This window comes from Actinocatenispora rupis (assembly GCF_016861975.1).
Taxonomy (GTDB): Bacteria; Actinomycetota; Actinomycetes; order Mycobacteriales; family Micromonosporaceae; genus Actinocatenispora; species Actinocatenispora rupis.
The window spans coordinates 204,900-227,769 of the sequence record NZ_BOMB01000023.1 but is presented as its reverse complement, the minus strand read 5'-3'; the positions used below and the strand labels follow the sequence as shown (position 1 = coordinate 227,769).

16 protein-coding genes are annotated in these 22,870 nt (G+C 72.1%); 12 read left to right on the top strand and 4 right to left on the bottom strand.

All coding sequences use genetic code 11. The features are described from left to right. Positions 1 to 563 precede the first annotated feature (563 nt). The 5 genes from Aru02nite_RS20815 (at position 564) to Aru02nite_RS20795 (ending at position 6,435) form a co-directional block, all read left to right on the top strand. The gene (locus Aru02nite_RS20815; RefSeq protein WP_203660168.1) at positions 564 to 3,047 is read left to right on the top strand and encodes a putative bifunctional diguanylate cyclase/phosphodiesterase; all 2,484 of its coding nucleotides are present in this window, start codon (positions 564 to 566) and stop codon (positions 3,045 to 3,047) included. A 288-nt stretch (positions 3,048 to 3,335) separates the two neighbouring features. After that, positions 3,336 to 4,697 (top strand): glycosyltransferase 87 family protein, encoded by a 1,362-nt coding sequence (locus Aru02nite_RS20810; RefSeq protein ID WP_239076830.1) that lies wholly within the window; start codon positions 3,336 to 3,338, stop codon positions 4,695 to 4,697. Between the two features lie 9 nt (positions 4,698 to 4,706). Continuing rightward, on the top strand, positions 4,707 to 5,369 hold the full coding sequence (locus Aru02nite_RS20805) for a phosphoribosyltransferase (protein ID WP_203660166.1): 663 nt from the start codon (positions 4,707 to 4,709) through the stop codon (positions 5,367 to 5,369). A 17-nt stretch (positions 5,370 to 5,386) separates the two neighbouring features. After that, the gene (locus tag Aru02nite_RS20800; protein ID WP_203660164.1) at positions 5,387 to 5,704 is read left to right on the top strand and encodes a TFIIB-type zinc ribbon-containing protein; all 318 of its coding nucleotides are present in this window, start codon (positions 5,387 to 5,389) and stop codon (positions 5,702 to 5,704) included. 47 nt (positions 5,705 to 5,751) lie between these two features. Next, positions 5,752 to 6,435, top strand: coding sequence for a FadR/GntR family transcriptional regulator (locus Aru02nite_RS20795; protein WP_203660162.1), 684 nt, complete (start codon positions 5,752 to 5,754; stop codon positions 6,433 to 6,435). Positions 6,436 to 6,592: 157 nt separating this feature from the next. Here the strand turns inward: Aru02nite_RS20795 and Aru02nite_RS20790 are convergent, their stop codons facing one another. Continuing rightward, positions 6,593 to 7,459: a helix-turn-helix domain-containing protein gene (locus Aru02nite_RS20790; protein WP_203660160.1), complete on the bottom strand. Its 867-nt coding sequence runs from the start codon at positions 7,457 to 7,459 to the stop codon at positions 6,593 to 6,595. A 154-nt stretch (positions 7,460 to 7,613) separates the two neighbouring features. Here Aru02nite_RS20790 and Aru02nite_RS20785 point away from each other — a divergent pair, with 154 nt between their 5' ends. Beyond that, a complete protein-coding gene (locus tag Aru02nite_RS20785) occupies positions 7,614 to 8,681 on the top strand; it encodes an aldo/keto reductase (RefSeq protein WP_239076829.1) in 1,068 nt (355 codons plus the stop codon). Between the two features lie 366 nt (positions 8,682 to 9,047). Beyond that, positions 9,048 to 10,169, top strand: a complete 1,122-nt coding sequence (locus tag Aru02nite_RS20780; protein WP_203660158.1) for a Cmx/CmrA family chloramphenicol efflux MFS transporter — start codon at positions 9,048 to 9,050, stop codon at positions 10,167 to 10,169. 17 nt (positions 10,170 to 10,186) lie between these two features. On the opposite strand, the gene Aru02nite_RS20775 is transcribed toward Aru02nite_RS20780, so the two are convergent. Beyond that, positions 10,187 to 14,212 carry a replicative DNA helicase gene (locus Aru02nite_RS20775; protein WP_203660156.1) on the bottom strand — a complete coding sequence of 1,342 codons (4,026 nt, stop codon included), beginning with the start codon at positions 14,210 to 14,212 and terminating at the stop codon, positions 10,187 to 10,189. Between the two features lie 380 nt (positions 14,213 to 14,592). Next, positions 14,593 to 16,344 carry a DNA polymerase/3'-5' exonuclease PolX gene (gene polX, locus Aru02nite_RS20770; protein WP_203660154.1) on the bottom strand — a complete coding sequence of 584 codons (1,752 nt, stop codon included), beginning with the start codon at positions 16,342 to 16,344 and terminating at the stop codon, positions 14,593 to 14,595. A 138-nt stretch (positions 16,345 to 16,482) separates the two neighbouring features. Here polX and Aru02nite_RS20765 point away from each other — a divergent pair, with 138 nt between their 5' ends. Further along, positions 16,483 to 17,964 (top strand): vWA domain-containing protein, encoded by a 1,482-nt coding sequence (locus Aru02nite_RS20765; protein WP_203660152.1) that lies wholly within the window; start codon positions 16,483 to 16,485, stop codon positions 17,962 to 17,964. Here Aru02nite_RS20765 and Aru02nite_RS20760 read toward each other — a convergent pair. After that, positions 17,948 to 18,694, bottom strand: coding sequence for a metallophosphoesterase family protein (locus Aru02nite_RS20760; RefSeq protein WP_203660150.1), 747 nt, complete (start codon positions 18,692 to 18,694; stop codon positions 17,948 to 17,950). The genes Aru02nite_RS20765 and Aru02nite_RS20760 overlap by 17 nt on opposite strands. A 127-nt stretch (positions 18,695 to 18,821) precedes the next feature. Here Aru02nite_RS20760 and Aru02nite_RS20755 point away from each other — a divergent pair, with 127 nt between their 5' ends. The 4 genes from Aru02nite_RS20755 (at position 18,822) to Aru02nite_RS20740 (ending at position 22,860) form a co-directional block, all read left to right on the top strand. Further along, on the top strand, positions 18,822 to 20,336 hold the full coding sequence (locus Aru02nite_RS20755; RefSeq protein WP_203660148.1) for an FGGY-family carbohydrate kinase: 1,515 nt from the start codon (positions 18,822 to 18,824) through the stop codon (positions 20,334 to 20,336). Beyond that, on the top strand, positions 20,333 to 20,956 hold the full coding sequence (locus Aru02nite_RS20750; protein WP_203660145.1) for a histidine phosphatase family protein: 624 nt from the start codon (positions 20,333 to 20,335) through the stop codon (positions 20,954 to 20,956). The genes Aru02nite_RS20755 and Aru02nite_RS20750 overlap by 4 nt, the downstream gene beginning before the upstream one ends. Positions 20,957 to 20,974: 18 nt before the next feature. After that, a complete protein-coding gene (locus Aru02nite_RS20745) occupies positions 20,975 to 21,754 on the top strand; it encodes a DeoR/GlpR family DNA-binding transcription regulator (protein WP_203660143.1) in 780 nt (259 codons plus the stop codon). A gap of 110 nt (positions 21,755 to 21,864) precedes the next feature. After that, positions 21,865 to 22,860, top strand: coding sequence for an NAD(P)-dependent oxidoreductase (locus Aru02nite_RS20740; protein ID WP_239076828.1), 996 nt, complete (start codon positions 21,865 to 21,867; stop codon positions 22,858 to 22,860). Positions 22,861 to 22,870: the final 10 nt, after the last annotated feature.

The window sequence follows — 22,870 nt, the reverse complement described above, 5'->3', positions numbered from 1 at the left end:
GAAGCGGAAAGGAGAACGCGACATGCGCGAGCACAACTGGTCGTGAGCGACGGGAAAACGGAAGGGCGCACGGAAAGGAGACGCACGATGCGCGAGCACAACTGGTCCTGAGTACGCGACGGCAACCGTTCGGCGACGCACGGAGAGGAGCGCGGGATGCGCGAGCACAACTGGTCGTGAACCGGAGTGTCCGGCGGTCGGAGCGCGAGAAGGGAGTACGCCGGTGCGCGAGCACAACTGGTCCTGAGTCGATGTTCGGCGCGTACGAGAAAGGAGGGTCGGCGATGCGCGAGCACAACTGGTCGTGACCACCGACAGCGGCACACACGAAGCGGGAACACCCGCAGCAGGCGTTTTCCCGATACGCGGCCCGTACCGAGGGGGTGTCATGCGCGAACACAACTGGTCCTGACGGCGCCGGCGGAGCGGTTCCGCAAGCCGGACGGAAAGTACCGGAGGTGCCCGGTGAACCATCGTGACCGGCACGTGTCCCGACGTCCCACCCGCGCGTATAGGATTGCGTCACCTGTCATGCGCTTCCCCTCCCCCGCGGACTGGTCACCGTGAGCACATCCAGTACCGAAGTGCCGAACCGCCGCCTGAGCCGCTACATCAGCGGGTACGGGGCAGTGGCGTTGAGCGTGCTGCTGATCGCCACCGCGAAGCTGCCCGGGCCGTCCCACCTCGCGTGGCAGGCGGCCGGACTGGTCGCGCTGTACGCCGTGGCCGGGCTGGCCAACCTGGAGATCCGCATCCGCAGCCAGGGCATCCAGTTCGCCTGGGGTGAGGCCGCGCTGATCATCGGGTTGGTGATGCTGCCGTCCAGCGAGGTCGTCTGGGCGGCGATGATCGGTCGCCTGATCGCCGAACTGATCGAGCGGCGCGCATTCTCCAAACTCGTACTCAATGTGGGAAAGCAGATCGTCGCGGTCAGTGCCGCCGCCGTCGTCTGCTATTTCGTCGCCGGTAGCCGGGTCGACCCCTTCACGCTCCGCGGCGCGCTCGCACTCGTCGCCGCCGCCGTGGTCTACGCACTGGTCGCGAACATTTCCGTCGGCATCGCCGTACGACTCGCCAGCGGGGCCAAGGTGCCGCTGCTGCCGATGCACCGGGTCGAACTGATCGCCATCTGCGGAAACATCGGCACCGCATTCGTCGCGCTCGCCATGCTGCGATTCGACCCGCGGTTGCTGCTCGCCCTGCCGCCGCTGCTGCTCAGCGTGCGGCTCATTTCCACCAACCGGTTGCGTACCCGGACCGAACGGGCCACGTGGCAGCGGATCGCCGCCGCGACCGACCGGTTCTCCAACGTCGACCTCGAATCGGTCCTGAGTACCGCGGTGACCAGTGCCGCCGAACTGTTCTCCGCCGACCAGGTCGAGGTCCTCGTACGTCTCGGCGACGAGCCCGCCGGCATCGTCCGCGGCGACCAGCAGGGCGTCGACTGGGCCGGTCAGGCCGACGAGGCGCCCGACGCGGCACCCGGCGAGACCATCGCCATCCCGCTCGGCGGCCAGCGCGACCACGACGAAGGCCCCGGCGAGCTGCGGCTACGGTTCCGCGGCCGGGTCCGACTCACCGAACGCGAGCGGTACGCGCTGCGTACGTTCGCCGCCGCGCTCGGTACCGCGCTGCGCAACGCCTACGCGTACGCCGAGGCGCAGCACCGGGCCGCCCGGCACGCGCACGACGCCGCGCACGACCCGCTCACCGGCCTCGCCAACCGGCGGTACCTGCTGCGACAGGGCGAGGAGATCCTGCGCCAGCGGCCCGTCCGCGGCACGCACGCGATGGTGCTGATCGACCTCGACCACTTCAAGGAGGTCAACGACACCCTCGGGCACTCCGCCGGTGACGAGGTGCTGACCGCCATCGGGCGCCGGCTCGCCACCGCCGCCGGCCCCGACGACATCGTCGTACGGCTCGGTGGTGACGAGTTCGCGGTGCTGTTCGTGGCACTCGCCGCGCCGGCGCTGGCCGTGCACCGGGCCCGGCAGATGCTCGCCACGCTCGACCCGCCGATCGAGGTCGACGGCATCCGCATCACCGTCGGCGGCAGCGCCGGCGTCGCGCTCGCCCCCGTACAGGGTGGGGTCGGCGAACTGCTGCGACGCGCCGATGTGGCCATGTACCAGGCGAAACGCGAAGGAGTACGGCTCGCTCAGTACGCCCGGACGCGAGACACCGCCGACGTGACCCGGCTCGCCCTCGGCGGCGACCTGCGCTCCGCCCTCGCCGACGACCAGTTCGCCGTACGGTTCCAGCCGATCGTCGACCTCAACTCCGGCCAGGTCACCGCCGCCGAAGCGCTCGCCCGCTGGCACCACCCGTACCGCGGAGACCTCAACCCGCACCACTTCCTCACCGCCATCGAACGCAGCGACCTGCTCCCCGAGTTCACCGAAGTGGTCCTCGACGCCGCGCTCGACGCCGCGCAGGACTGGGCCGGCGCCGGGTACCCGATCGGCGTGTCCGTCAACGTCTCGCCCCGCAGCCTGCTCGACCCCGGCTTCCCCGACCTCGTGTCGCGGCGGCTCGCGCGCGTCGACGTACCGCCCGAGCGGCTCACCCTCGAACTCACCGAGACGCTCAACCTGTCCCGTCTCGACGTCGTCGACGAGATCCTCCTCGCCCTCCGCGAACTCGGCGTACGGATCGCGCTCGACGACTTCGGTACCGGCACGTCGTCGCTCGCCATGCTCGCCCGCGTCCCCGTCGACGAACTCAAGATCGACCGCAGCTTCGTCGCCGGACTCACCACCTCACCCGAGTCCGCCGCCGTCGTACGCAGCGCCATCGACCTCGGGCGCGGCCTCAACCTCGCCGTCGTCGCCGAAGGCGTCGAAAGCCAACAACAGCGCGCCCTGCTCTTCGAACTCGGCTGCCCCACCGGGCAAGGCCACCTGTTCAGCCGGGCCGTGTCCGCCGAGAAAGTCCGCGACGTACTCGGCGCCGGCGGTGCCCTCGCGCCGTCCATGTCGTCCGACGCTCAGGTCATCCGGATACCGGCGGCGCGGTTGGTACGGGGGAACCGGCACCGGCTCTGAGCCGGGGCGTGTATGGCCGGGCGTGTCGGGTCGGCGTGCGTCGGCTCGGGCACGTGTCGAGTCGGGCGTGTGAGGCCGGGTGCGTGTCGTTCGGGCGTGTGAGGCCGGGTGCGTGTCGAGTCGGCGGGGCGGTTTGTGGATCTTGGGCACCTATCGATTGTTCAACTGTCACATTGTCCAATTGTTGAACAGTTGAACAATGCGACAGTTGAACAATTGGACAATCGATAGCGGCCAAGATCAACACGGGCGCGACAGCCCGTACTCCGCAGTGACACACTCTCCGTCGTGACCTTGACCCGACTCGCCCGCTCGGTACACCGGGCCGGCCGTGGCACCGTCGCCGACCTCGTGCTGTACGCGGGTTCCACCGTGTACGCGGGGATCATCGCGGTGACGTCGAACTTGCCGGCGCACAAGGCGTGGGGCACGATCGCCGTCTTCGGCTATGCCGCCCTGACGGTGTTGTCCCTGGTCCAGCGGCTGACGATAGGCCGGGCAACGGCACACCGCGCGACGACCCACCGCCCAACGGCCCCCGCGGTACGCATGGCCGTGGTGTTCGTGGGTTGGGTGGCGACGACGCTGGTGCCGTTGGTGGTGGAGTCGGCGCAGCGTGCGACGGGGATGCCGGGGCGGGCGCAGGACGAGGTGGGTGTGGTGGAGGTGGCCGCCGCCCGCCTCGTGGACACGGGCAGCCCGTACCTGTCGCATGACGGGATCCTGGCCGCGCTGCCCGCGCAGGGCTACCTGGCGTACGTGCCGTACAACCCGGGGATCGCGGTGTTCGGTCTGCCCCGGCGGTACGGCGGGGACGTCTGGTGGGCGGACGCGCGGGTGTGGTTCGCGGTGGTGACGGCGGTTGCGCTGGTGGCGGCGCTGGTGCTGCTGCGCCGGGTCGCGCCGGCGACCGTCCTGGTACGTGCCGCGCAGGCGGTGACGGTGCTGCCGATCTGTGCGCTCACGTTGGCCACCGGCGGTGACGACATGCCGGTACTGGCGTTGACGTTGCTGGCGCTGGCGTTCGCGGTCCGGGGCCTGCGGGACGGGAGCGGCGGCACGGTGTGGTGGCTGGCGGCGGGGCTGGTCGTGGGGGACGCGGCGGCGATGAAACTGTTCGCCCTGCCGGTACTGGTGATCCTCGCGGTCGTGGTGGCCGTACGGGGCGGCGCCGGGCGCGTCGCGTGGCGTCCGCTGGGCTGGTACCTGCTGCCGGCGCTGGCGATCCCGGTCGTCACGCTGGGCCCGATCACGCTGCGCGATCCGGACGGCGTGGTCGAGAACCTGGTCCGCTACCCGCTGGGCCACGGCCTGGCGAAGAGTCCCGCGGCGAGCAACCTGCCGGGCCACCTCATCGCGGTACTCGTACCGGGTGGTGGGGTGGTGGCGAGCGTGCTGCTCGTCGTCGCCGGCCTCGCCTTCATGGTGTACCTGCTGGTCAGGCCGCCGGTGGACGTGGCGGCGGCGGCCCGGCGCGCGGCGGTGGCGATGCTGCTGGCGATCATGCTGGCGCCGGCGACCCGGTTCGGCTACCTGCTCTACCCGGCGGCGTACGCGGTGTGGTCGGTCGCGTTGTACGCACGGAGTGACGAGACGGACGTCACCGAGGGTGCCGGCGTTCGAGTCGCGGCGGCGTCGGATCTGGCGTAGACAGGAGGGGTGCGCAGCCGAGCGTGGGGACCGGCCGACGCGCAGGTCACCGCCCGGTCGTACCGGGATCGCCGGGAGGCCGGCGCGGCGCTCGCCGCACGTCTCGGCTGGTACGCGGGCCGGGCGGACGTGACGGTGCTGGGGTTGGCGCGCGGCGGTGTGCCGGTGGCGGCGGAGGTCGCGGGCCGGCTGGGCGCCCCGCTGGACGTACTCGTGGTGCGCAAGCTGGGTGTGCCGTGGGCGCCGGAGGTGGCGTTCGGCGCGATCGGCCCGGAGGGGGTCGTCGTCTTCACCGACTACGTCGAGCGTCTGGCGCCGTGGGACATCGCCGCCGTCCGCGCCAACGAGCAGGCCGAACTCGACCGCCAGGACGCCGAGTACCGGGGGGACCGGCCGCCGGCGGACCTCGCCGACCGCGTCGCCGTACTCGTCGACGACGGGCTCGCGACGGGGGCGACGGCGCGCGCGGCGGTCGAGGTGGCGCGACGCCGGGGCGCGGGGCGTGTCGTGCTGGGCGTACCGGTGGGTGCGCGGCAGGCGGTGACGGCGCTGGGCGGGGTCGCGGACGAGGTGGCGTGCCCGCTCGTACCGCGGAGATTCGACGCCGTGGGCCAGTTCTACCAGGACTTTCGGCAGGTTTCGGACGCGGAGGTCCGGGGACTGCTCGGCTGACCGGCTACCGTTGCTCGATGGAACTCATCTGCCCCAAGTGCCAGGGCCGCATGCGCCAGTACGAGCGGAACGGCGTCACGATCGACCAGTGCACCGAGTGTCGCGGTCTGTTCCTCGACCGGGGCGAGCTCGAAAGGCTCGTCGACGCCGAACGCGGCTGGCACGACCAGTCCCAGCGCCACCCCGACCACCGCCAGCAGTACGACCCACGGTACGAGCAGCGCCACGAGCAGCCCAGGTACGACGACCACCGCCGGTACGATGACCGGCATCATTCGGACTACGGCCGCCCGAAGAAGCGTCGCAGTTTCCTGGAGAACCTGTTCGACGACTGAGGACACGTCCCGGAGCGCTCGGCACGGTCGGCATCAGGAGGGCCCGCATGGCGCTGACCGACGAGGCGATCGACCGGATCAAGAGCATGATCACGTCCGGCGAACTGCGCCCCGGCGACAAGCTGCCCAAGGAGGCCGACCTGGCCGAGCGGCTCGGACTGTCCCGCAACTCGTTGCGCGAGGCGGTCCGGGCCCTCGCGCTGATCCGCGTCCTCGACGTACGCCAGGGCGACGGCACGTACGTGACGAGTCTGGAACCGCAGCTGCTGCTGGAGACGATGAGTTTCGTGGTGGACTTCCACCGCGACCACAGCGTCCGGCAGTTCCTGGAGATCCGGCACATCCTCGAACCGGCGGCGACCGAGCTGGCCACCCGCCGGATGACCGACACCGACCTGGACCGGCTCGGCGCGATCCTGGCCGAGCTGCCCGCCGAACCGACCGTGGACGAGCTGGTCGCCAACGACCTGCGGTTCCACCGGGAGATCGCGGTCGGTGCCGGCAATCCGGCGCTGGCCAGCCTGCTGGAGAGCCTGTCCGCCCCGACCGTACGGGCGCGGGTCTGGCGCGGGCGTACGCAGGAGGGTGCGGTCGCGCGGACCCGCGAGCAGCACGCCGCGATCTACCACGCGATGCGCGGGCGGAACGCCGAGGTCGCGCGGTCGTGGGCGACCGTACACGTGGCGGGTGTGGAGGAGTGGCTGCACCAGGCGCTCGCCGAGACGGCCTGACACGCAGGCGGGCGGTGGGCCCGCACACCCGCCGCCCGCGACCCGGCCTCACCGGGCGCGGCGGATGCACTGCCACGGCGCCCCGCTCGCGACGCACCCGAGCTACACGACGCACCCGGCAGGTACACCGGCGGGTGGTGCACGCCGACCCGGTGGGTCAGACGCCGACGGCGCGCAGCCGGCCGGCGTCCAGCGCGACCGCGTCCCGGGCGATCGCGTCCAGCGCGACCTGCGACGGCTCGTCCGCGGCGCGGTAGATGACCAGCCGCAGGTCCGGATCCTGCAACGGGCACAGCACCTCGAACTCGATCGTCACCGGCCCGTACCGCGGGTGGCGCAACGGTTTGCGGCCCCGGCCGTTGACGCGTACGTCGCGCTCCTCCCACAGCCGGGCGAACTCGGCGCTGCCGGCGCGCAGCTCCGCGACCAGCTCCGCCAGCGCCGTGTCGTCCGGATGCCCCGCCCACGCCGCGCGCAGATCCGCGACACCCTCCCGGATCACGCGCTCCCGGTCCCGGTAGAACCCGTGGAACTCCGGCGCGAGCAGGCACAGCCACAGCGAGTTGCGCCGCACGGGCGGCAGTACGGCGAAGTCGACCATCAGCCCGGCCATCTCCGCGTTCCACGCCAGGATGTCGAACCGGTGGTTCAGCAGCATCGCCGGCAGCGGCGACAGGTCCCGTACCAGCCGCGACACCGGCTCGGCCGCCGCCGACTCCACCGGTACGGGCCGGTCCGCGGGACGCTGCCGCGCCAGGTCGAACAGGTACAGCCGCTCGTCGGGGCTGAGCCGCAACGCCCGCGCCAACGCCTCCAGTACGTCGGTGGACGGGCGCAGGCCACGCGCCTGCTCCAGCCGTACGACATAGTCGACGCTGACGCCGGCCAGCTCGGCGACCTCCTCGCGACGCAGCCCCGGAGTACGCCGGCGGGTGCGCACCGGCAGGCCCACCTCCGCCGGCGTCAGCCGCTCCCGCCGGGCACGCAGGAACGCCGCCAGCTCGCCCGCGCCGTCCACACTCATCGCCCCCGATCCTACGGCGCAGCCTGGGAACGCCGGTCCCAGGACAATCCTTCCCTTACCCAGCGCCGTTCCCGCCGGCACGCTGGGTACCGGCGACGCACCGGTCACCCCGGACCCGCCGAGACACCCACGAACCAGCAAGAAGGAGTCCGCCGTGACTGGCAGCCTTTCCCTCGACCGGTACCGCCTGCTCGGGCGCTCGGGCCTGCGGGTGTCGCCGATCTCGCTCGGCACCATGACGTTCGGCCCGGACTGGGGCTGGGGCGCCGACCGCGACGAGGCGCGCCGCATCTTCGACGCGTACGTGGACCGCGGCGGCAACTTCGTCGACACCGCCAACCGGTACACCAACGGCACCAGCGAAACCCTGGTCGGCGAGTTCGCGGCGGGCCGGCGCGACCGGCTCGTCATCGCCACCAAGTACACGATGACCGAGCGGCCGGACGACCCGAACTCCGGCGGCAACCACCGCAAGAGCATGGTCCGCTCCGTCGAGGGCAGCCTCCGCCGCCTCGGCACCGACCACATCGACCTGCTCTACCTGCACGCCTGGGACTTCACCACCCCGGTCGACGAGGTCATGCGCGCCATGGACGACCTCGTACGCGCCGGCAAGGTCCTCTACGTCGCGATCTCCGACACCCCCGCCTGGCAGGTCGCCCGCATGCAGACCATCGCCGACCTGCGCGGCTGGTCCCCGCTCATCGCCCTGCAGATCGAGTACAGCCTGCTCGAACGTACCGTCGAACGCGACCTCATCCCGATGGCCGCCGAACTCGGCCTCGGCGTCGTACCGTGGTCGCCGCTCGGCAGCGGCGTACTGACCGGCAAGTACACCCGGGGCGACCTCGACGCGGACGGCGGCGCCGCGACGCCGGAAGGTACCCGGAAGAACGTGGCCGCCGCCAACGGCGCGCTGACCGCCCGCGGACTCGACATCGCCGACGTCGTCACCAAGGTCGCCGCCGAGATCGGCACCACCCCGTCGCGCGCCGCGATCGCCTGGACACTCCGGAACCCGGCCGTCACCGCACCCATCATCGGCGCCCGCACGCTCGCGCAGCTCGACGACAACCTCGGCGCGCTCGACGTCACGTTCACCGCCGACCAGCTCGCCGCCCTCGACGCGGCCAGCGCCGTCGACCTCGGCTTCCCGCACGAGTTCCTGAACCGGCCGATGACCCGCTCCGTCATCCACGGCACCGTCACCGTCGACCGCTGACCGCTCAGCCCGACCGCTGGTTCCCGCCCGGCAGGCCGTACCCACGACCTGCCGGGCCGCCGCGTGTCGCCGGCAGCCCATCGCTTGTCGGGGGTATCCGCTCGCCCGCCCCTGGCCGGGAAACGCGCTCGACACGGCGTACTGCCGGCGGTTAGCGTGCACGCCATGGCCAGCCCGGAATCCGACAGACTCCGGCCACCGGTGTTCCGGTGGCTGCCCGGGCCCGTACGCCGCGACCGCTGACGTCGCCGCGTCCCTTCGCCGACCACCTGTACACCGGACCGACCCGGCGCCCCCGTGCGCCAGTCCGGTCGCGCGCGCACCGCCGCGCCGACGTACGCCGATCGACGGTCTGCGGAGTCCGCTGTGCCCTACGCTCTCTACCTGCTCGCCCTGGCCGTGTTCGCCCAGGGCACGTCCGAGTTCATGCTGTCCGGCCTGATCCCCGCCATCGCCACCGACCTGCACGTGTCCGTGGCTGCCGCCGGGTCGCTGACGTCGGTGTTCGCGGTCGGCATGATCGCCGGCGCGCCACTGATGGCCGCGCTCGGCCGACGCTGGCCACGCCGCCGCGCGCTGCTCGTGTTCCTCGTCGCGTTCCTGCTCGCGCACGTGGCCGGCGCCGTCACCACCACCCTCCCGGTACTCCTCGCCACCCGGCTCGCCGCCGCCGTGGCCAACGCCGGCTTCCTCGCCGTCGCCCTGTCCGCGGCGACCGCCATGGTCCGGCCCGACCGCCGCGCACGCGCCACCGCCGTACTCCTCGGCGGCGTCACCCTCGCCTGCATCGTGGGCGTACCCGCCGGGGCGCTGCTCGGGCAGTACCTCGGCTGGCGGTCGGTGTTCTGGGCGGTCGCCGCGCTGTCCGTACCGGCGCTGGTCGGGCTGCGGTCCGTGCCGACGGCCGCACCCGACCCCGCCGCCGCGGGCGTACGCACCGAACTGCGCGCCCTGCGCGACCCGCGACTCGCCCGCACCCTGGCCCTCGCCGCGCTCGTCAACGGCGCCACCTTCGGCACCTACACGTACCTGGCGCCCGTCGTCACCGGCGTCGCCGGCCTCGCGCCCGGCTGGGTGCCGGCCGTACTCGCGCTGTTCGGGCTCGGCTCGTTCGCCGGGGTCACCATCGCCGGCCGGGTCACCGCCCCCCTCGCCCCCGCCTGCGCCGTACTCCTCGGCGGCTGGCTCCTGCTCGCGCTCACCGCAGGCGCTCCCGCCGCGCTGCTCGCCCTCGTACCCGTGCAGGCCACGCTGTCGTTCGCGGCCGGCGCCACCCTCATCGCCCGCGTACTCCGGGCCGCGACGACCGCGCCGACCATGGCCGGCGGGTACGCCACGGCGGCGCTCAACCTCGGCGCCGCCGCCGGACCATGGCTCGGCGGCGCCGCCCTCGCCGTCGGGCTCGGCCCCCACGCCCCGCTGTGGACCAGCACCGCACTCGCCGCCCTCGCCCTGGCCCTGGCCGTACGCCGGCGAGCCGACGCGTGACCGCCGGTGGAGACCGGTCAGTCGACCGCCATGTCCACGAACCGCGACAGGTGCAGCTGCGCCGCGACCGTCACCGTGTCCGTCGGCCCGTTACGGTGCTTCGCCACAATGAAGTCCGCCTCGCCCGCCCGCGGCGACTCCTTGTCGTAGTAGTCGTCCCGGTGCAACAACAGCACAACGTCCGCATCCTGCTCGATCGAGTTGTGCACCGCGATGCCGTTCGCGACGAAGTTGTGCGTGCCGAGGACCGTCGCGTCGTACACCGGCTTCTCGCCGAGCGGCACGATGCTCACGACCTCGTCCCAGTACATGTCGTTCGTGGCGAGGATCTCCAGGTCGGCGTCGTCGAGGACGGCGGCGACCTTCGCCAGGCGACCGCGGCTCGGCGCGTGCTTCCAGAGCGTGCTCCCACAGAACTGCGTGCCCATCGACTTCGCGAACTCGCGATGCGACATGCCACGCTCGGCCAGCGTCGAACGCACCCGCGTCCACACCTCGCGCGGAACCGTGTCGCGGTTGGTGTTCCGCTTCCGGCTCTCGACGCCCACGCGGCACTGCGCCGCACCCGCCGCCCGCGCGCCGTGCACCCCGATCTCCCGGAGGAACCGGAGCTGGTCGTCCCCGCCCGAGATGACCAGCTGGTACCCGTCGCGGTACCCGGCCTTGCGGACCGCCTTGATGTGCGTCTGGATGCCGAAGCGCAGCAGCAGCAGGGCGAGCTGGTCGACGAGCCGTCTGCTCGTCGACGCGTAGTAGATGCGCGCCTGGTCGTTCCGCTCGTCCCACCAGGCGCACCCGTCCGTCGCCCAGAGATGGCGCACGAACAGCGCGATCTGCCTCTTGGGCAACGAGAAGACGCCGTCCGGAACGAACTTCTCGTGGCTCCGCAGACCGAACAGGCCGAGTCCGTCGAGCCACTGCGCGATCGGGTTACGGCGCCCTCGGGCGAGCGGGAACGGTGCGGGCAGACGCAGGCTCGTGCACCGCGAGGTGGCGTGGTCGTCCCGCACGGCGGTGATGCCGAAGTGCCGGGCCGCCCGCGTCACCGCGGTGAGGTTCTCCTCGTCGACGCTCGCGTACCGGATGGGCTGCCGGCGCACGAACGAGCCGTCACCGATGAGGTGCGCCAGCATCACGACCTCGTCGTCCGGCCATTCGGTGGTGACGAGTGGGGCCGGCACATGTCGCGGAACCGCCAGGCGGGATCCGGCCGACAGCTCACCGAGCGGCCGCCAGCCGTCGAACGTCAGGAACGGATGGTTCGCCGTCGCCTCCACCGTCCGACCCGACGCCAGCGTCAGCCGGAAGACCTCGCGTACCCCACTGGGAAAGGCGTGGGTCAGTGTCCGTGCGTGGTAGCGCAGCTTCTCGTCGACCGACCACACCGGAACGTCGGTACTTCCTGAGGCCAGCAGCTCACCCAGGCTGATCTCGGCACCGGTGTCCGCACGGAGAATGCGCGTGTCGGCCGTCAGGCAGCCCGACTCACGCAGGTCGGACAGCTGCGGGCGCTTGTCCGTGCGCTGTTCCGGGCCACGGTTGAGCTGACAGGCGGCGATCACCGGGCAGTGGATCTCCTTCGCGAGCAGCTTCAGCCCGCGGGACAGCTCGGCGACCTCCTGCTGCCGGCTCTCCGCCTTCTTCGGGCCGCTCATCAGCTGCAGGTAGTCCACCACGATCAGTTTGATGTCGTGCCGCTGCTTGAGCCGGCGCGCCTTCGCCCGTACCTCCATCAGCGTCATGTTCGGCGTGTCGTCGCAGAACAGCGGCGCCTCGGAGATCTCGCCCATCCGCCGCGCGAGCTTCGTCCAGTCGTCGTCGGACAGCTGGCCGGACCGCAACGTGTGCAGCGGTACGCGCGCCTCCGCGGACAGCAACCGCATCACGATCTCGACCTTGCTCATCTCCAGGCTGAAGATGACGCTGGCCATGTTGTTCTTGATCGAACACGCCCGCGCGAAGTCCATCGCGACGGTCGAGTTGTGCGTCGGGATCCAGGACTCGCTCGCCAGGTACATGTGGTCGACGCTGTCGACCTGTACGCAGCGCACCGGCACGCTCGGCACCGGCCGCACGGCCACGACGTACCGCGGGCGGGTCGTGACGCGTCCGGTGGTCACCTGGCGGGAACGCTTGCGGGACAAGCGAAACACCGGGTCCGCCGGCGTGAACGTCAGCACGTGGCAGGTCGAACTGCCATCGGTGCGCCCCTTGACCCGCGTGGTCGTCAGCGAGACCTGGTACCCGAGGCTCAGGATCAGCTCGCGGGTGTCCATCGCGAGCCGCCGGTTCGTGACGGCGAACTGCACCGTTCCGTCGGGCATGGCGTACCCGTCGGTGTCGAGCAGGCCGGCGAGCAGCGCGCGCCGCTGCCGCTCCGACGCGCGCAGGTACCCGGTCGGGATGTGCTTGTCGTCGAGGACGCCGAGGTCGCGGAGCACGGTGGTGAGCGCCGGTCGTCCGGTCGGGTCGGCCCACGTGACGGCGTACACCATGGGGCCGGCGCCGGGGACCATGCGGAAGCCGTCGCGCTCGATGCCGGTGACGATCTCCGCGTCGGCGGTGGTGATCCGGGGGCCGGCGCTGTGCCCGTCGCCCAGCCACGCGCCCAGCGTGTACGCCGGGATCGGCAGGTCACGGTCGGGCAGATCGGCCGGGCCGGCGACGTCGACGGCGTGGTTGGGCCGCCCGTCGGGGCACCGTACGGTCGCGGCGATCTGCTCGGTGGTGACGATCGGCCGATGTACCGCCGTGGTCGCCGCGTTCACGGGCCGGAGCGCAGGGTCGACCAGGGCGCCGAGCAGCGCCTGGCGCGAGTACGTGGGGATCTGCCGGGTCCAGGGCTGCCCGCGCCGCACGTACTCCCGGGGCACGGTGCCGGTGGCGCCGACGGCCTTCCCGACCGTGTGCAGGACGTGCCGGACCTCTGCGCCCGCCTCGTCGGGCATGGTCACCGCGCGGTCGGGGCCGGCACACACCGCCGCGTACGTCGCCCGGAGCCGGTCGGCGGAGCCGTCCGCCCAGTACCGCCGGGTGCGGGTCTCGGACTGCTGCCGCCGGCTCGCCCGGGTACTCGTCCGCCACTCGTGCTGCGCGTCGGCGACGATGACCGTGCCGTCCGAGAACTCCACCTCGTAGCAGGGGCGGTCGTGCATGACGTCGGTCGCGGCGACGACCCTGGTGGGGCGGCCGTCGGCGCCGATGAGCCGGTCACCGGGCCGGACCTCGCCCATCGTGGTCCAGCCGGTCGGCGTGGGCAGCGGTGTGTCGAGCGCGAGCGCCTTGCCGAGGCCGGGTCGGCCGGCCACGATCACGAGTTGGCCCGCGTGCAGGCCGTTCAGGAGGCGGTCGAGGTCGGTGAAGCCGGTGGGTACGCCGGTCATGACGCCGCCCGCGGCGCCGATCGCCTCGATCTCGTCGAGGGTCGGCTGGAGCAGTTCGTTGAGCGCGGCGAAGTCCTCGCTGACGCGACGCTCGGTGACGTCGTACACGGCCTGCTGGGCCATGTCGACGATGTCGTCGATGTCGCGGCCGGCGCCGTTGGCCGCACCGTACCCGAGCTGGGTGACGCGGGTGCCGGCCTCGATGAGGCGGCGCAGGACGGCGCGGTCGGCGACGATGCGTGCGTAGTACGCGGCGTTGGCGGCGGTGGGGACGGTGGCGGCGAGGGTGTGCAGGTACGGCGCGCCGCCGACCTTGTTGATGTCGCCGGAGTCGATGAGCGCGGCGGCGACGGTGACGACGTCGGCGGGCTCACCCCGCCCGTACAGGTCGAGGATGGCGTCGAAGACGATGCCGTGTTTGGGCTGGTAGAAGTCGTTGGTCTTGAGGATCTCGACGACGTCGGCGATGGCGTCCTTGCTCAGCAACATGCCGCCGAGGACGCACTGTTCGGCCGCGACGTCCTGCGGCGGGGTGCGTTCGAAGTCGCCGCCGGGACCGCCGGCGCCGCCGGAGTTCCTGCCACCGCCGGGCGGGCGGGAGCGCCCCGGCTCGTCCTCGTCCGGGCCGCCGGGCGGTCGGACTTCCTCGGAGATCGACATTCAGCCCCCCTGCTGCGCGATCACCCGCAGCGAACCACACACCTCCGACAACCTGCCGGGCGACGCGCGGGTCGCCAGACGACCTTAGAAACCCACCTGCCCGGGTACCAAATCCACCGGTGGACAAGCCGGGGGACAACCTGTGGATAACTGGCCGGTGCTTGTGCACAGGGCTGTGCACAGCCTGGGGACAACGACTGGGGATAACTGTCCACAGGGTGTTGACCTGCGATAACACCGTGAACAGGTGTGGACGGCAAGAAACTTGGGGGTGAACCTCCGAAGACCCGGGAGGTCCGCCGGCGCCGTCCACAGGCAACCGCTGTCCACAGCCCGTACGGTCACGGGGCCCGGCGTAAGGGAAAGCGCTCGCCGAACGGTCAGGTGGCGGTGAGGAACGCGAGGACCTTCTCGTACGGCCAGGCGTTGAGGACGCGGTCGGCGGTGAGCCAGCCGCGTTGCGCGGTGAGCGTGGCGTACCGGACGAAGTCGAGTTGCGGGACGGCGTGCGCGTCGGAGTCGATGACGAACGTGACGCCGCGCTCCTTCGCCCACAGGATGTGTTCGTCGCGGAGGTCGAGCCGGTCCGGCCCGCCGTTGATCTCCAGCGCGGTCCCGGTACGCGCGGCGGCGTCGAACACCGCGGGCAGGTCGAGGTCGATCGGTTCGCGGCGGCCGATGAGCCGGCCGGTGGGGTGCCCGATGACGTGCACGTACGGGTTCTCGCAGGCGCGGATGAGCCGGCGGGTCTGTTCGTCGCGGGACAGCGTGAAGTGGCTGTGCACGCTGGCGACGCAGATGTCGAACTCGGCGAGCACGTCCTCGGGCCAGTCGACGGATCCGTCGGGCGCGATGTTCAGTTCGGTGCCGTGCAGCAGCCGCATCGACCGGTACGTCCGGCGCAGCTCCTCGATCCGCGCGCGTTGGGCGAGCGCCTTGTCGAGGGTCATGCGCTGCATGAAGAGTTCGGGTGCGTGGTCGGTGACGGCGTAGTACTCGTAGCCGCGGGCGGCGGCCGCGGTGAGCATCTCGTCGAGCGTGGACACGCCGTCGGTGAGGTCGGTGTGGGTGTGGAGGTCGCCGCGCAGCGACTCGACGGTGACGAGGTCGGGCAGGTCCCCGGTACGCGCGGCGGTGACCTCGCCGCGGTCCTCGCGCAGCGTCGGCGGTACCCAGTCGAGGCCGAGCCGCCGGTACACGTCCTCCTCGGTGGCGGCGACGATCAGCTCGCCGGTGTCGGCCTCGAACAGCCCGTACTCGGAGAGCTTGAGGCCGGCGTGGACGGCCATCTCGCGGGTGCGGACGTTGTGTTCCTTGGATCCGGTGAAGTACTGGAGGGCGGCGCCCCAGACCTCGACGGGGACGACGCGCAGGTCGACCTGGAGGCCGGCCGACGTACTCCCCTCCGCGGAGGCCGCGGTGGGATGGGCGCGGGTGCGGATCGAGGTCTTCTTGTCGCCGCGTACGAGGACGCTGTCGACCTCGGGCATCTCGACGAACGCGGCCATCAGCGGCCCGGAGTCGGGGGAGGCGGCGAGGATGTCGATGTCGCCGACGGTCTCCCTGCCGCGCCGCAGCGACCCGGCGTACGTGCAGCGGTCGGCGAGCGGGGCGAGTCTGTCCACGATGGACTCGGCGAGTTCGAGGGCGGTGGCCATGAGGACGCGGCCGGCGCCGCCACGGACGAGCGCGATGCCGGTACGGATGACTTCCTCGGTACGTTCGCCGAAGCCCTTGAGTTCGCGGAGCCGGCCGGCGTCGACGGCGGCGAGCAGCTCGTCGGTGGAGCTGATGCCGAGCTCGCGGTACACGGTGAGGGCCTTGGCGGGGCCGAGGTTGGGGATGCGCATGAGGTCGAGGACGCCGGCGGGGATCTTCGCGCGCAGCTCCTCCAGCTGCGGGAACGTGCCGGTCCGTTGCGCCTCGACGACCTTGCCGGCGATGGACTTGCCGACGTTGGGGATCTGCTGCACGCCCGCTTCGTCCAGTGTGGACAGATCGGTGGCGTGACCGCCGACCGCGCGGGCGGCCTTCTCGTACGACCGGATCTTGAACCGGTCGCCGCCGGTGATGGACAGCAGCTCGGCGTACTCGGAGAGCAGGCCGGCCACGACGTCGTTCGCCCGTGCCACCCGGCCGAGTCTATGCCGGATTGGCCGTCACTGTCCGTACCGACACGGGGTGATGGCGGTACGGCCACGACTCGGCCACGTACGGATCCGGGCCGGGGCGTGGCGCGTCGGAGGGGGAACCGACGCAGGGAGGTTCCGATGCGGATCAGACGGAGCGTCACGATCGTGGCCGGAGTGGCCGGTCTGGCGCTGCTCGCCGGGTGTACGGCCGCGCAGCACTCGTCGAGCAACGGCGGCGCGGCGCAACCCGTACGGCCGGCGGGCCCGACGGGTGCGGCGACGGAGGCGCCGGCCGAGGCACCGCCGGTGGACGCCCGGACCACGCCGAAGTCGACGTTCGCCCTGGATGTCGACACCGCCTCGTACTCGTACGCGCGGCAGCGGTTGCGGGCGGGCGCGCTGCCGGCCGCGGCGACCGTACGGCCGGAGGAGTTCGTGAACGCGTTCCGGCAGGACTACCCGGAGCCGGCCGGGTCGGGGTTCACGGTGAGCGCGGACGGGGCGCGGCTGCCCGCGGCGGACACCCGGCTGGTACGGATCGGGCTGCGCACCCGGGGTGAGGATGCGGCGTCGCGGCGGGACGCGGCGCTGACGTTCGCGATCGACACGTCGGGGTCGATGGCCGAGACGGGCAAGCTCGACCTGGTCAAGGACGCGCTGCACACGCTCGTACGGCAGTTGCGGCCGACGGACCGGGTGGCGATCGTGGCGTACGCGGACGAGCCGAGGGTGTTGCGGGAGTTGACGCCGGCGCGGGACCGGGACGCGCTGGACGGCGCGATCGACGACCTGTCCGCGGACGGCAGTACGAACCTGGGCAGCGGGGTGGAGACGGCGTACCGGGTGGCGCGCGAGGGGTACCGGTCGGGGGAGACGAACCGGGTGGTCCTGCTGTCGGACGGGCTGGCCAACCAGGGCGACACCGATTCGAGGACGATCCTGCGGAAGGTGTCGGAGCAGGCGGGCGACGGGATCACGCTGCTGTGCGTGGGGGTCGGCGGCGACTACGGCGACGCGCTGATGGAGCAGCTCGCCGACCACGGCCACGGCATGGCGGTGTACGTCGGGGACCGCGCCAACGCCCGTCGCGTGTTCACCACCCAGCTCCCGGCGAACCTGGAGGTACGGGCGCGGGCGGCGAAGGCGCAGGTCACGTTCGATCCGAAGCAGGTGCGGCAGTACCGGCTGATCGGGTTCGACGACCGGCGGCTGGCCGCGAACGACTTCCGGAACGACGCGGTCGACGGCGGCTGGGTCGGTCCGGGCCACAGCGTGACCGCGCTGTACGAGGTGACGCTGGCGCGGGGAGCGTCCGGCCGGCTGGCCGAGGCGCGGGTGCGGTGGCAGGACCCGGGTTCGGGCCGGGCGAGGGAGGCCGCGCGTACGGTGTCGGTGTCCGATGTGGACGGTCCGTTGGCGGACGCGGCGCCGCGGTTGCGGGCGGACCAGGCGGTCGCCGCGTTCGCCGAGTGGCTGCGCAACGGCCGCTACGCCGAGGGCGTACGGCCGGACCGGCTCGCGGACACCGTGGCCGCCGTGGCCCGGTCGACCGAGGACGCCGACCTGCGCGAACTGGCCGGGCTGATCCGTACCGCGGCGCGGCTCAGGCCAACGCGGTGAACACCTCCAGCGCCTCCGCGTCGGACGGGGTCGCGCGCACGTTCTCCCGGACGAAGTCCTCGATGCCGGGGTACTCGGGGGCGGCGGCGAGCAGCTGCGCCGCCGCCCGCTCCGTGTCGTACGGGGTGTGGCGCAGGACGACGGTGGGCCCGAGCACCACCCAGTACGCACCGGTCCCGCCGTACGGCATGCCGACGCTGCCGGGGTTGACGAAGCGGCGCCGGTCGGCGAGCCGGTCGAACGGCATGTGCGTGTGCCCGAGCACCACGGTCGGCGCGGTCCGCCCGTCGAACGCCGCCCGGTACTTCTCCATCGGCGAGTCGACGAGCAGCATCTCGGTGTCGCTGCGCCCGGTGGCGTGGCAGAACGTGACCCGGCCGAGCCCGTCGACGTCCAGGTCGACCGTCAGCGGCAGCCCGTCGATGAGGTCGCGGTGCCGCCGGTCGAGCCGACCCGCCCCGTACTCGGTGGGCAGTCGTACGAGGTCCGGCAGGGTCGGGTCGAGCCGCCCGTCGTACGCCGCGACGAGTTCGCGCTCGGCGTTGCCGTGTACCCAGACGGCGCGGTCGCCGAGGTCGGCGAGGCGGTCGAGGGTCTCGGCGGGCATCGGGCCGGTGGCGATGTCGCCGTTGAGCACGATGCGGTCGATACCCTCGCGGTCGATCTCGGCGAGGACGGCGTCGAGGGCGGGCAGGTTTCCGTGGATGTCCGCGAGGACGGCGGTACGCATATCAGAAACGCTATACCGACGAGGGCGGCTGCGACCAGCGGCCCATATCTTCACCTCTTGTTTGCATTGATCTGTGTTAAGTTCACATCGTCAATCGCATGAACGTCGAGGCGGAGGCGCCGTACCGATGGGCGACACGCAGACGGGCCCGGACGGCCTCTGGGCCGGCGTCGACGTCGGCACGCAGAGCGTGCGGGTCACGCTGGTCGACGGCACCGGCACCACCCGCGGCACCGGCAGCGCACCGCTGACCAGCAGCCGCGCCGACGGCCGGCACGAGCAGGACCCCGAGTCCTGGTGGCGCGCGCTCGGCGACGCCTGCCGCGCGGCGGTACCGGCCGGCGGTGCCCCGGTGCGCGGCCTCGCCATAGACAGCACGTCCGGCACGTTCCTGCTGACCGACCGCGACGGCCACCCCCGCACCACCGCCCTCATGTACGACGACGCCCGGGCCGGCGACGAGGTCCGCGACGTGCTCGACGCCGGCGACGGGCTCTGGGCCACCCTCGGGTACGCGATGCAGCGGACGTGGGCGCTGCCCAAGCTGGTGTGGCTGCTGCGGCACGACGCCACGCTGCGCGCGGACGCGGCGGCCGGCCGGCTGCGGTTCGCGCACCAGGCCGACCACCTCGCCGCGCGGCTCACCGGCGGACCGGTCGCCACCGACTGGAGCCACGCCCTCAAGACCGGGTACGACCTGGACGCCGGCGACTGGCCCACCGCCGTACTCGACCGGCTCGACGTACCGGGTTCGCTGCTGCCCGCGGTCGTACGGCCGGGGACGGACCTCGGCGTGCTGAGCGCCGAAGCCGCCGAGTACACGGGGCTGCCGGTGGGGATTCCGGTCCGCGCCGGCATGACCGACGGGTGTGCCGCGCAGCTCGCCGCCGGTGCGCTCACCGAAGGCGCCTGGAACGCCGTGCTCGGCACCACCCTCGTACTCAAGGGCGTCACCGCGCAGCGCCTCACCGACCCCGGCGGCGCCGTGTACTCGCACCGGCACCCCGACGGCGGGTGGCTGCCCGGCGGCGCGTCGAGTGCCGGCGCGGGTGCGATCGCCGCGGCGTACCCGGGGCTGGGGCACGCGGAGTTGGACGCGCTCGCCGACCGGGCCCGGCGGTACGAGCCGGCCGGCGCGCTCAGCTACCCGATCGCGGTGCCGGGGGAGCGGTTCCCGTTCGTCGACCCGGCCGCGGAGCCGTTCGTCGTCGGTGACCTCGCCGACGACGCCGACCGGTACGCCGCGCTGCTGCAAGGCGTCGCGTTCGTCGAACGGCTCTCCTACGCGTACCTGCGTGCGCTCGGCGCGCGCACCGACGGGCCGATCACGCTCACCGGCGGCGGCGCGCGCAGCACGTACTGGAACCAGCTGCGTGCCGACGTACTCGGCCGGCCGCTCCGGGTACCCGACGGGGCGGAACCCGCCGTGGGAATGGCGGTACTGGCCGCCGCCGGCACCGGTTCCGTCGCCGCGACCGCCGCGCACATGGCCCGGCCGTACGTCGAGGTCACGCCGCGGGACGGCGGACCCGAACGCTTCGCCGGTGCGTACGCGGGATTCGTGCGGGAACTCGCGCGGCGCGGCTCCATCGACGGCACCCTCGCCGACGCCGCGCTCCGCGACGCGGAGGTGTCCGCGTGACCACCGTCGTCCTCGCCCGCCACGGGCGTACCGGATGGCACTCGCCCAACCGGTACACCGGATCCAGCGACATCGACATCGACGACGTCGGCACCGGGCAGGCCGCCCGGCTCGCCGAATGGGCCAGTACCGCCGGGATCACCAGCCTCGCCTGCACCGACCTGCGACGTACCCGACAGACCGTCCGGCCGGTCGCCGCCGCCGTCGGCCTCACCCCCACCGTCGAACCGCGGCTGCGCGAACTGCACTTCGGCATCGCCGAAGGCCACACCCTCGACGAACTGCGCGCCAGCCACCCCGACGCCGTCGACGCGTTCCTCCGCGACCCCGTCACCCACCACTTCCCCGACGGCGAACACCCCGCCGACGCGGTACGCCGGGCCCGCGCCGGACTCGCCGACCTCGTCGCCGCCGACCCCGACGGCACCATCCTCGCCGTCGCACACTCCACCCTGATCCGGCTGCTCGTCACCGACGTGATGGGCGCGCCGCTGAGCAGGTACCGAGCCCTGCTGCCCGACCTGGTTCCCACCTCGCTCACCACCTTTCTGGTACGACCGGGAAACATTGCCCTGGCGGCGTTCAACGTGCCGCCCGTGCCGTACCGACCCGAACCGTGACCCGGCAGCGAGGAAGCCATGACCACAGATGAGCGGAGCCGGCCAGCCCAACGGCAGTCCGAGATCGCCGAACACGTCCTGGCACACGGCTCCGTCTCGGCCGCCGACCTGGCCGAGATGTTCCACGTCAGCCTCATGACCATCCACCGCGACCTCGACGAACTCGAACGCCAAGGCGTCGTACGCAAGTTCCGCGGCGGAGTCAGCTCCCAACCGTCCAGCGTCTTCGAAAGCAACGTCGCGTACCGGATGCGTGCCGCCCACCAGGAAAAGCAGGCACTCGCCCGGCACGCCCGCGACCTCGTCGAACCCGGCATGGCGATCATGCTCGACGACTCCACCACCACCCTCGAACTCGCGCGCCTGCTCACCGACATCACGCCGCTCACCGTGGTCACCAACTTCCTGGAGACCATCAAGCTGCTCACCACCAACCCCGGGATCCGGCTCATCTCCCTCGGCGGCGAGTACTACCCGACCCACGACTCGTTCCTCGGCGTGCCCTGCATCGAAGCCATCGAATCCGTACGGGTCGACGTCCTCTTCGCCTCCACGTCGGCGGTCTCCGGCGAGTACGCGTACCACCAGGAGCAGGAGATCGTACTGGTCAAGCGCGCCATGATGCGCTCAGCGCAGCGCTCCGTACTGATGGTCGACCACACGAAGCTGCGGCGCGTCGCCCTGCACCGGCACGCGCACGTCACCGACTTCGACCGGATCATCACCGACGACCAGGCCACCGAAGCCGAACTGGCCGACCTGGCCGAGCACGGCGCGCGCTACGAGGTAGCGAGTTGATCTTGTGCCTATCGATTGTTCAATTGTCGCTTTGTTCAACTGTTCAACAATTGGACAGTTGAACAATCGAACAATCGATAGTGCGTCCCAAAATGCGAGAGGAGCAGTCCGTGAGTCCGACCCAGGTACTGATCGCCGGGGACCACTTCGTCACCGACGCCCTGGTACTCGATGCGCTGCGGGCCGAGCTGGGCCCCGACGCGGTCACGCCGTCGGTGCTCACGCTGCCCTGGCCGTACGAGCCGTATGGTCCGATCGCGGAGGTGGACGAGGCGTCCGGGGACGAGGACGAGCTGATCGCGGCGTTGTCGGGGGTGGAGGTGGCGATCACGCAGATGGCCCCGTTCACGTCCCGCGTACTGGCCGCCGCGGACTCGCTCAAGTTGATCGTGTGCTGCCGCGGCGGCCCGGTGAACGTCAACGTGGCGGCGGCCGCGGAGCGCGGCATCGAGGTTCGCACCACGCCGGGTCGTAACGCGGTGGCGGCGGCGGAGCATGCGGTGGCGCTGCTGCTGGCGGCGCTCCGTCAGCTCCCGGCCCGTCACGCCTCGGTACGCGCGGGCGAGTGGCGCAGCGATCTCTACGCGCTGTCCGAGTGCGGTACGGAGCTGGGCGGCGCGACGGTCGGCCTGGTCGGGTACGGCGCGATCGGCAGTCGGGTGGCGCGGATCCTGCGCGCGTTCGACGCCGAGGTGCTGGTGCACGACCCGTACTTGACGGATCCGGCGGAGACGTCGGTGCCGCTGCCGGAGTTGTTGTCACGGTCGACGGCGGTGAGCCTGCACGCGCGTCTCACGGACGAGACGCGCGGCATGATCGGTGCGGCGGAGTTGGCGCGGATGCCGCGCGGCGCGACGCTGGTGAACACGGCGCGCGGCGGCCTGGTGGACTACGACGCGGTGGTGGACGCGTTGGAGAGCGGCCAGTTGGGCGCGGCCGCCTTCGACGTGTACGAGACGGAGCCGGTCGCCACCGACTCCCGCCTGCTCTCCGCCCCGCGTACGGTGCTGACGCCGCACCTGGCGGGGGCGACCGTACAGACGGCGGAGCGTGCGGCGCGGCTCGCCGCCGAGGCCGTGGCGTCGTACCTGAAGGCGAACGCCTGACGGAGCACCG

Bases quoted from the DNA above. Each gene is read 5' to 3' on its own strand.
- Aru02nite_RS20760 (WP_203660150.1), bottom strand. From the start codon at position 18,694: ATGCGTACCGCCGTCCTCGCGGACATCCACGGAAACCTGCCCGCCCTC.
- Aru02nite_RS20775 (WP_203660156.1), bottom strand. From the start codon at position 14,212: ATGTCGATCTCCGAGGAAGTCCGACCGCCCGGCGGCCCGGACGAGGAC.
- Aru02nite_RS20790 (WP_203660160.1), bottom strand. From the start codon at position 7,459: ATGAGTGTGGACGGCGCGGGCGAGCTGGCGGCGTTCCTGCGTGCCCGG.
- Aru02nite_RS20795 (WP_203660162.1), top strand. From the start codon at position 5,752: ATGGCGCTGACCGACGAGGCGATCGACCGGATCAAGAGCATGATCACG.
- Aru02nite_RS20755 (WP_203660148.1), top strand. From the start codon at position 18,822: ATGGGCGACACGCAGACGGGCCCGGACGGCCTCTGGGCCGGCGTCGAC.
- Aru02nite_RS20745 (WP_203660143.1), top strand. From the start codon at position 20,975: ATGACCACAGATGAGCGGAGCCGGCCAGCCCAACGGCAGTCCGAGATC.
- Aru02nite_RS20800 (WP_203660164.1), top strand. From the start codon at position 5,387: ATGGAACTCATCTGCCCCAAGTGCCAGGGCCGCATGCGCCAGTACGAG.
- Aru02nite_RS20765 (WP_203660152.1), top strand. From the start codon at position 16,483: ATGCGGATCAGACGGAGCGTCACGATCGTGGCCGGAGTGGCCGGTCTG.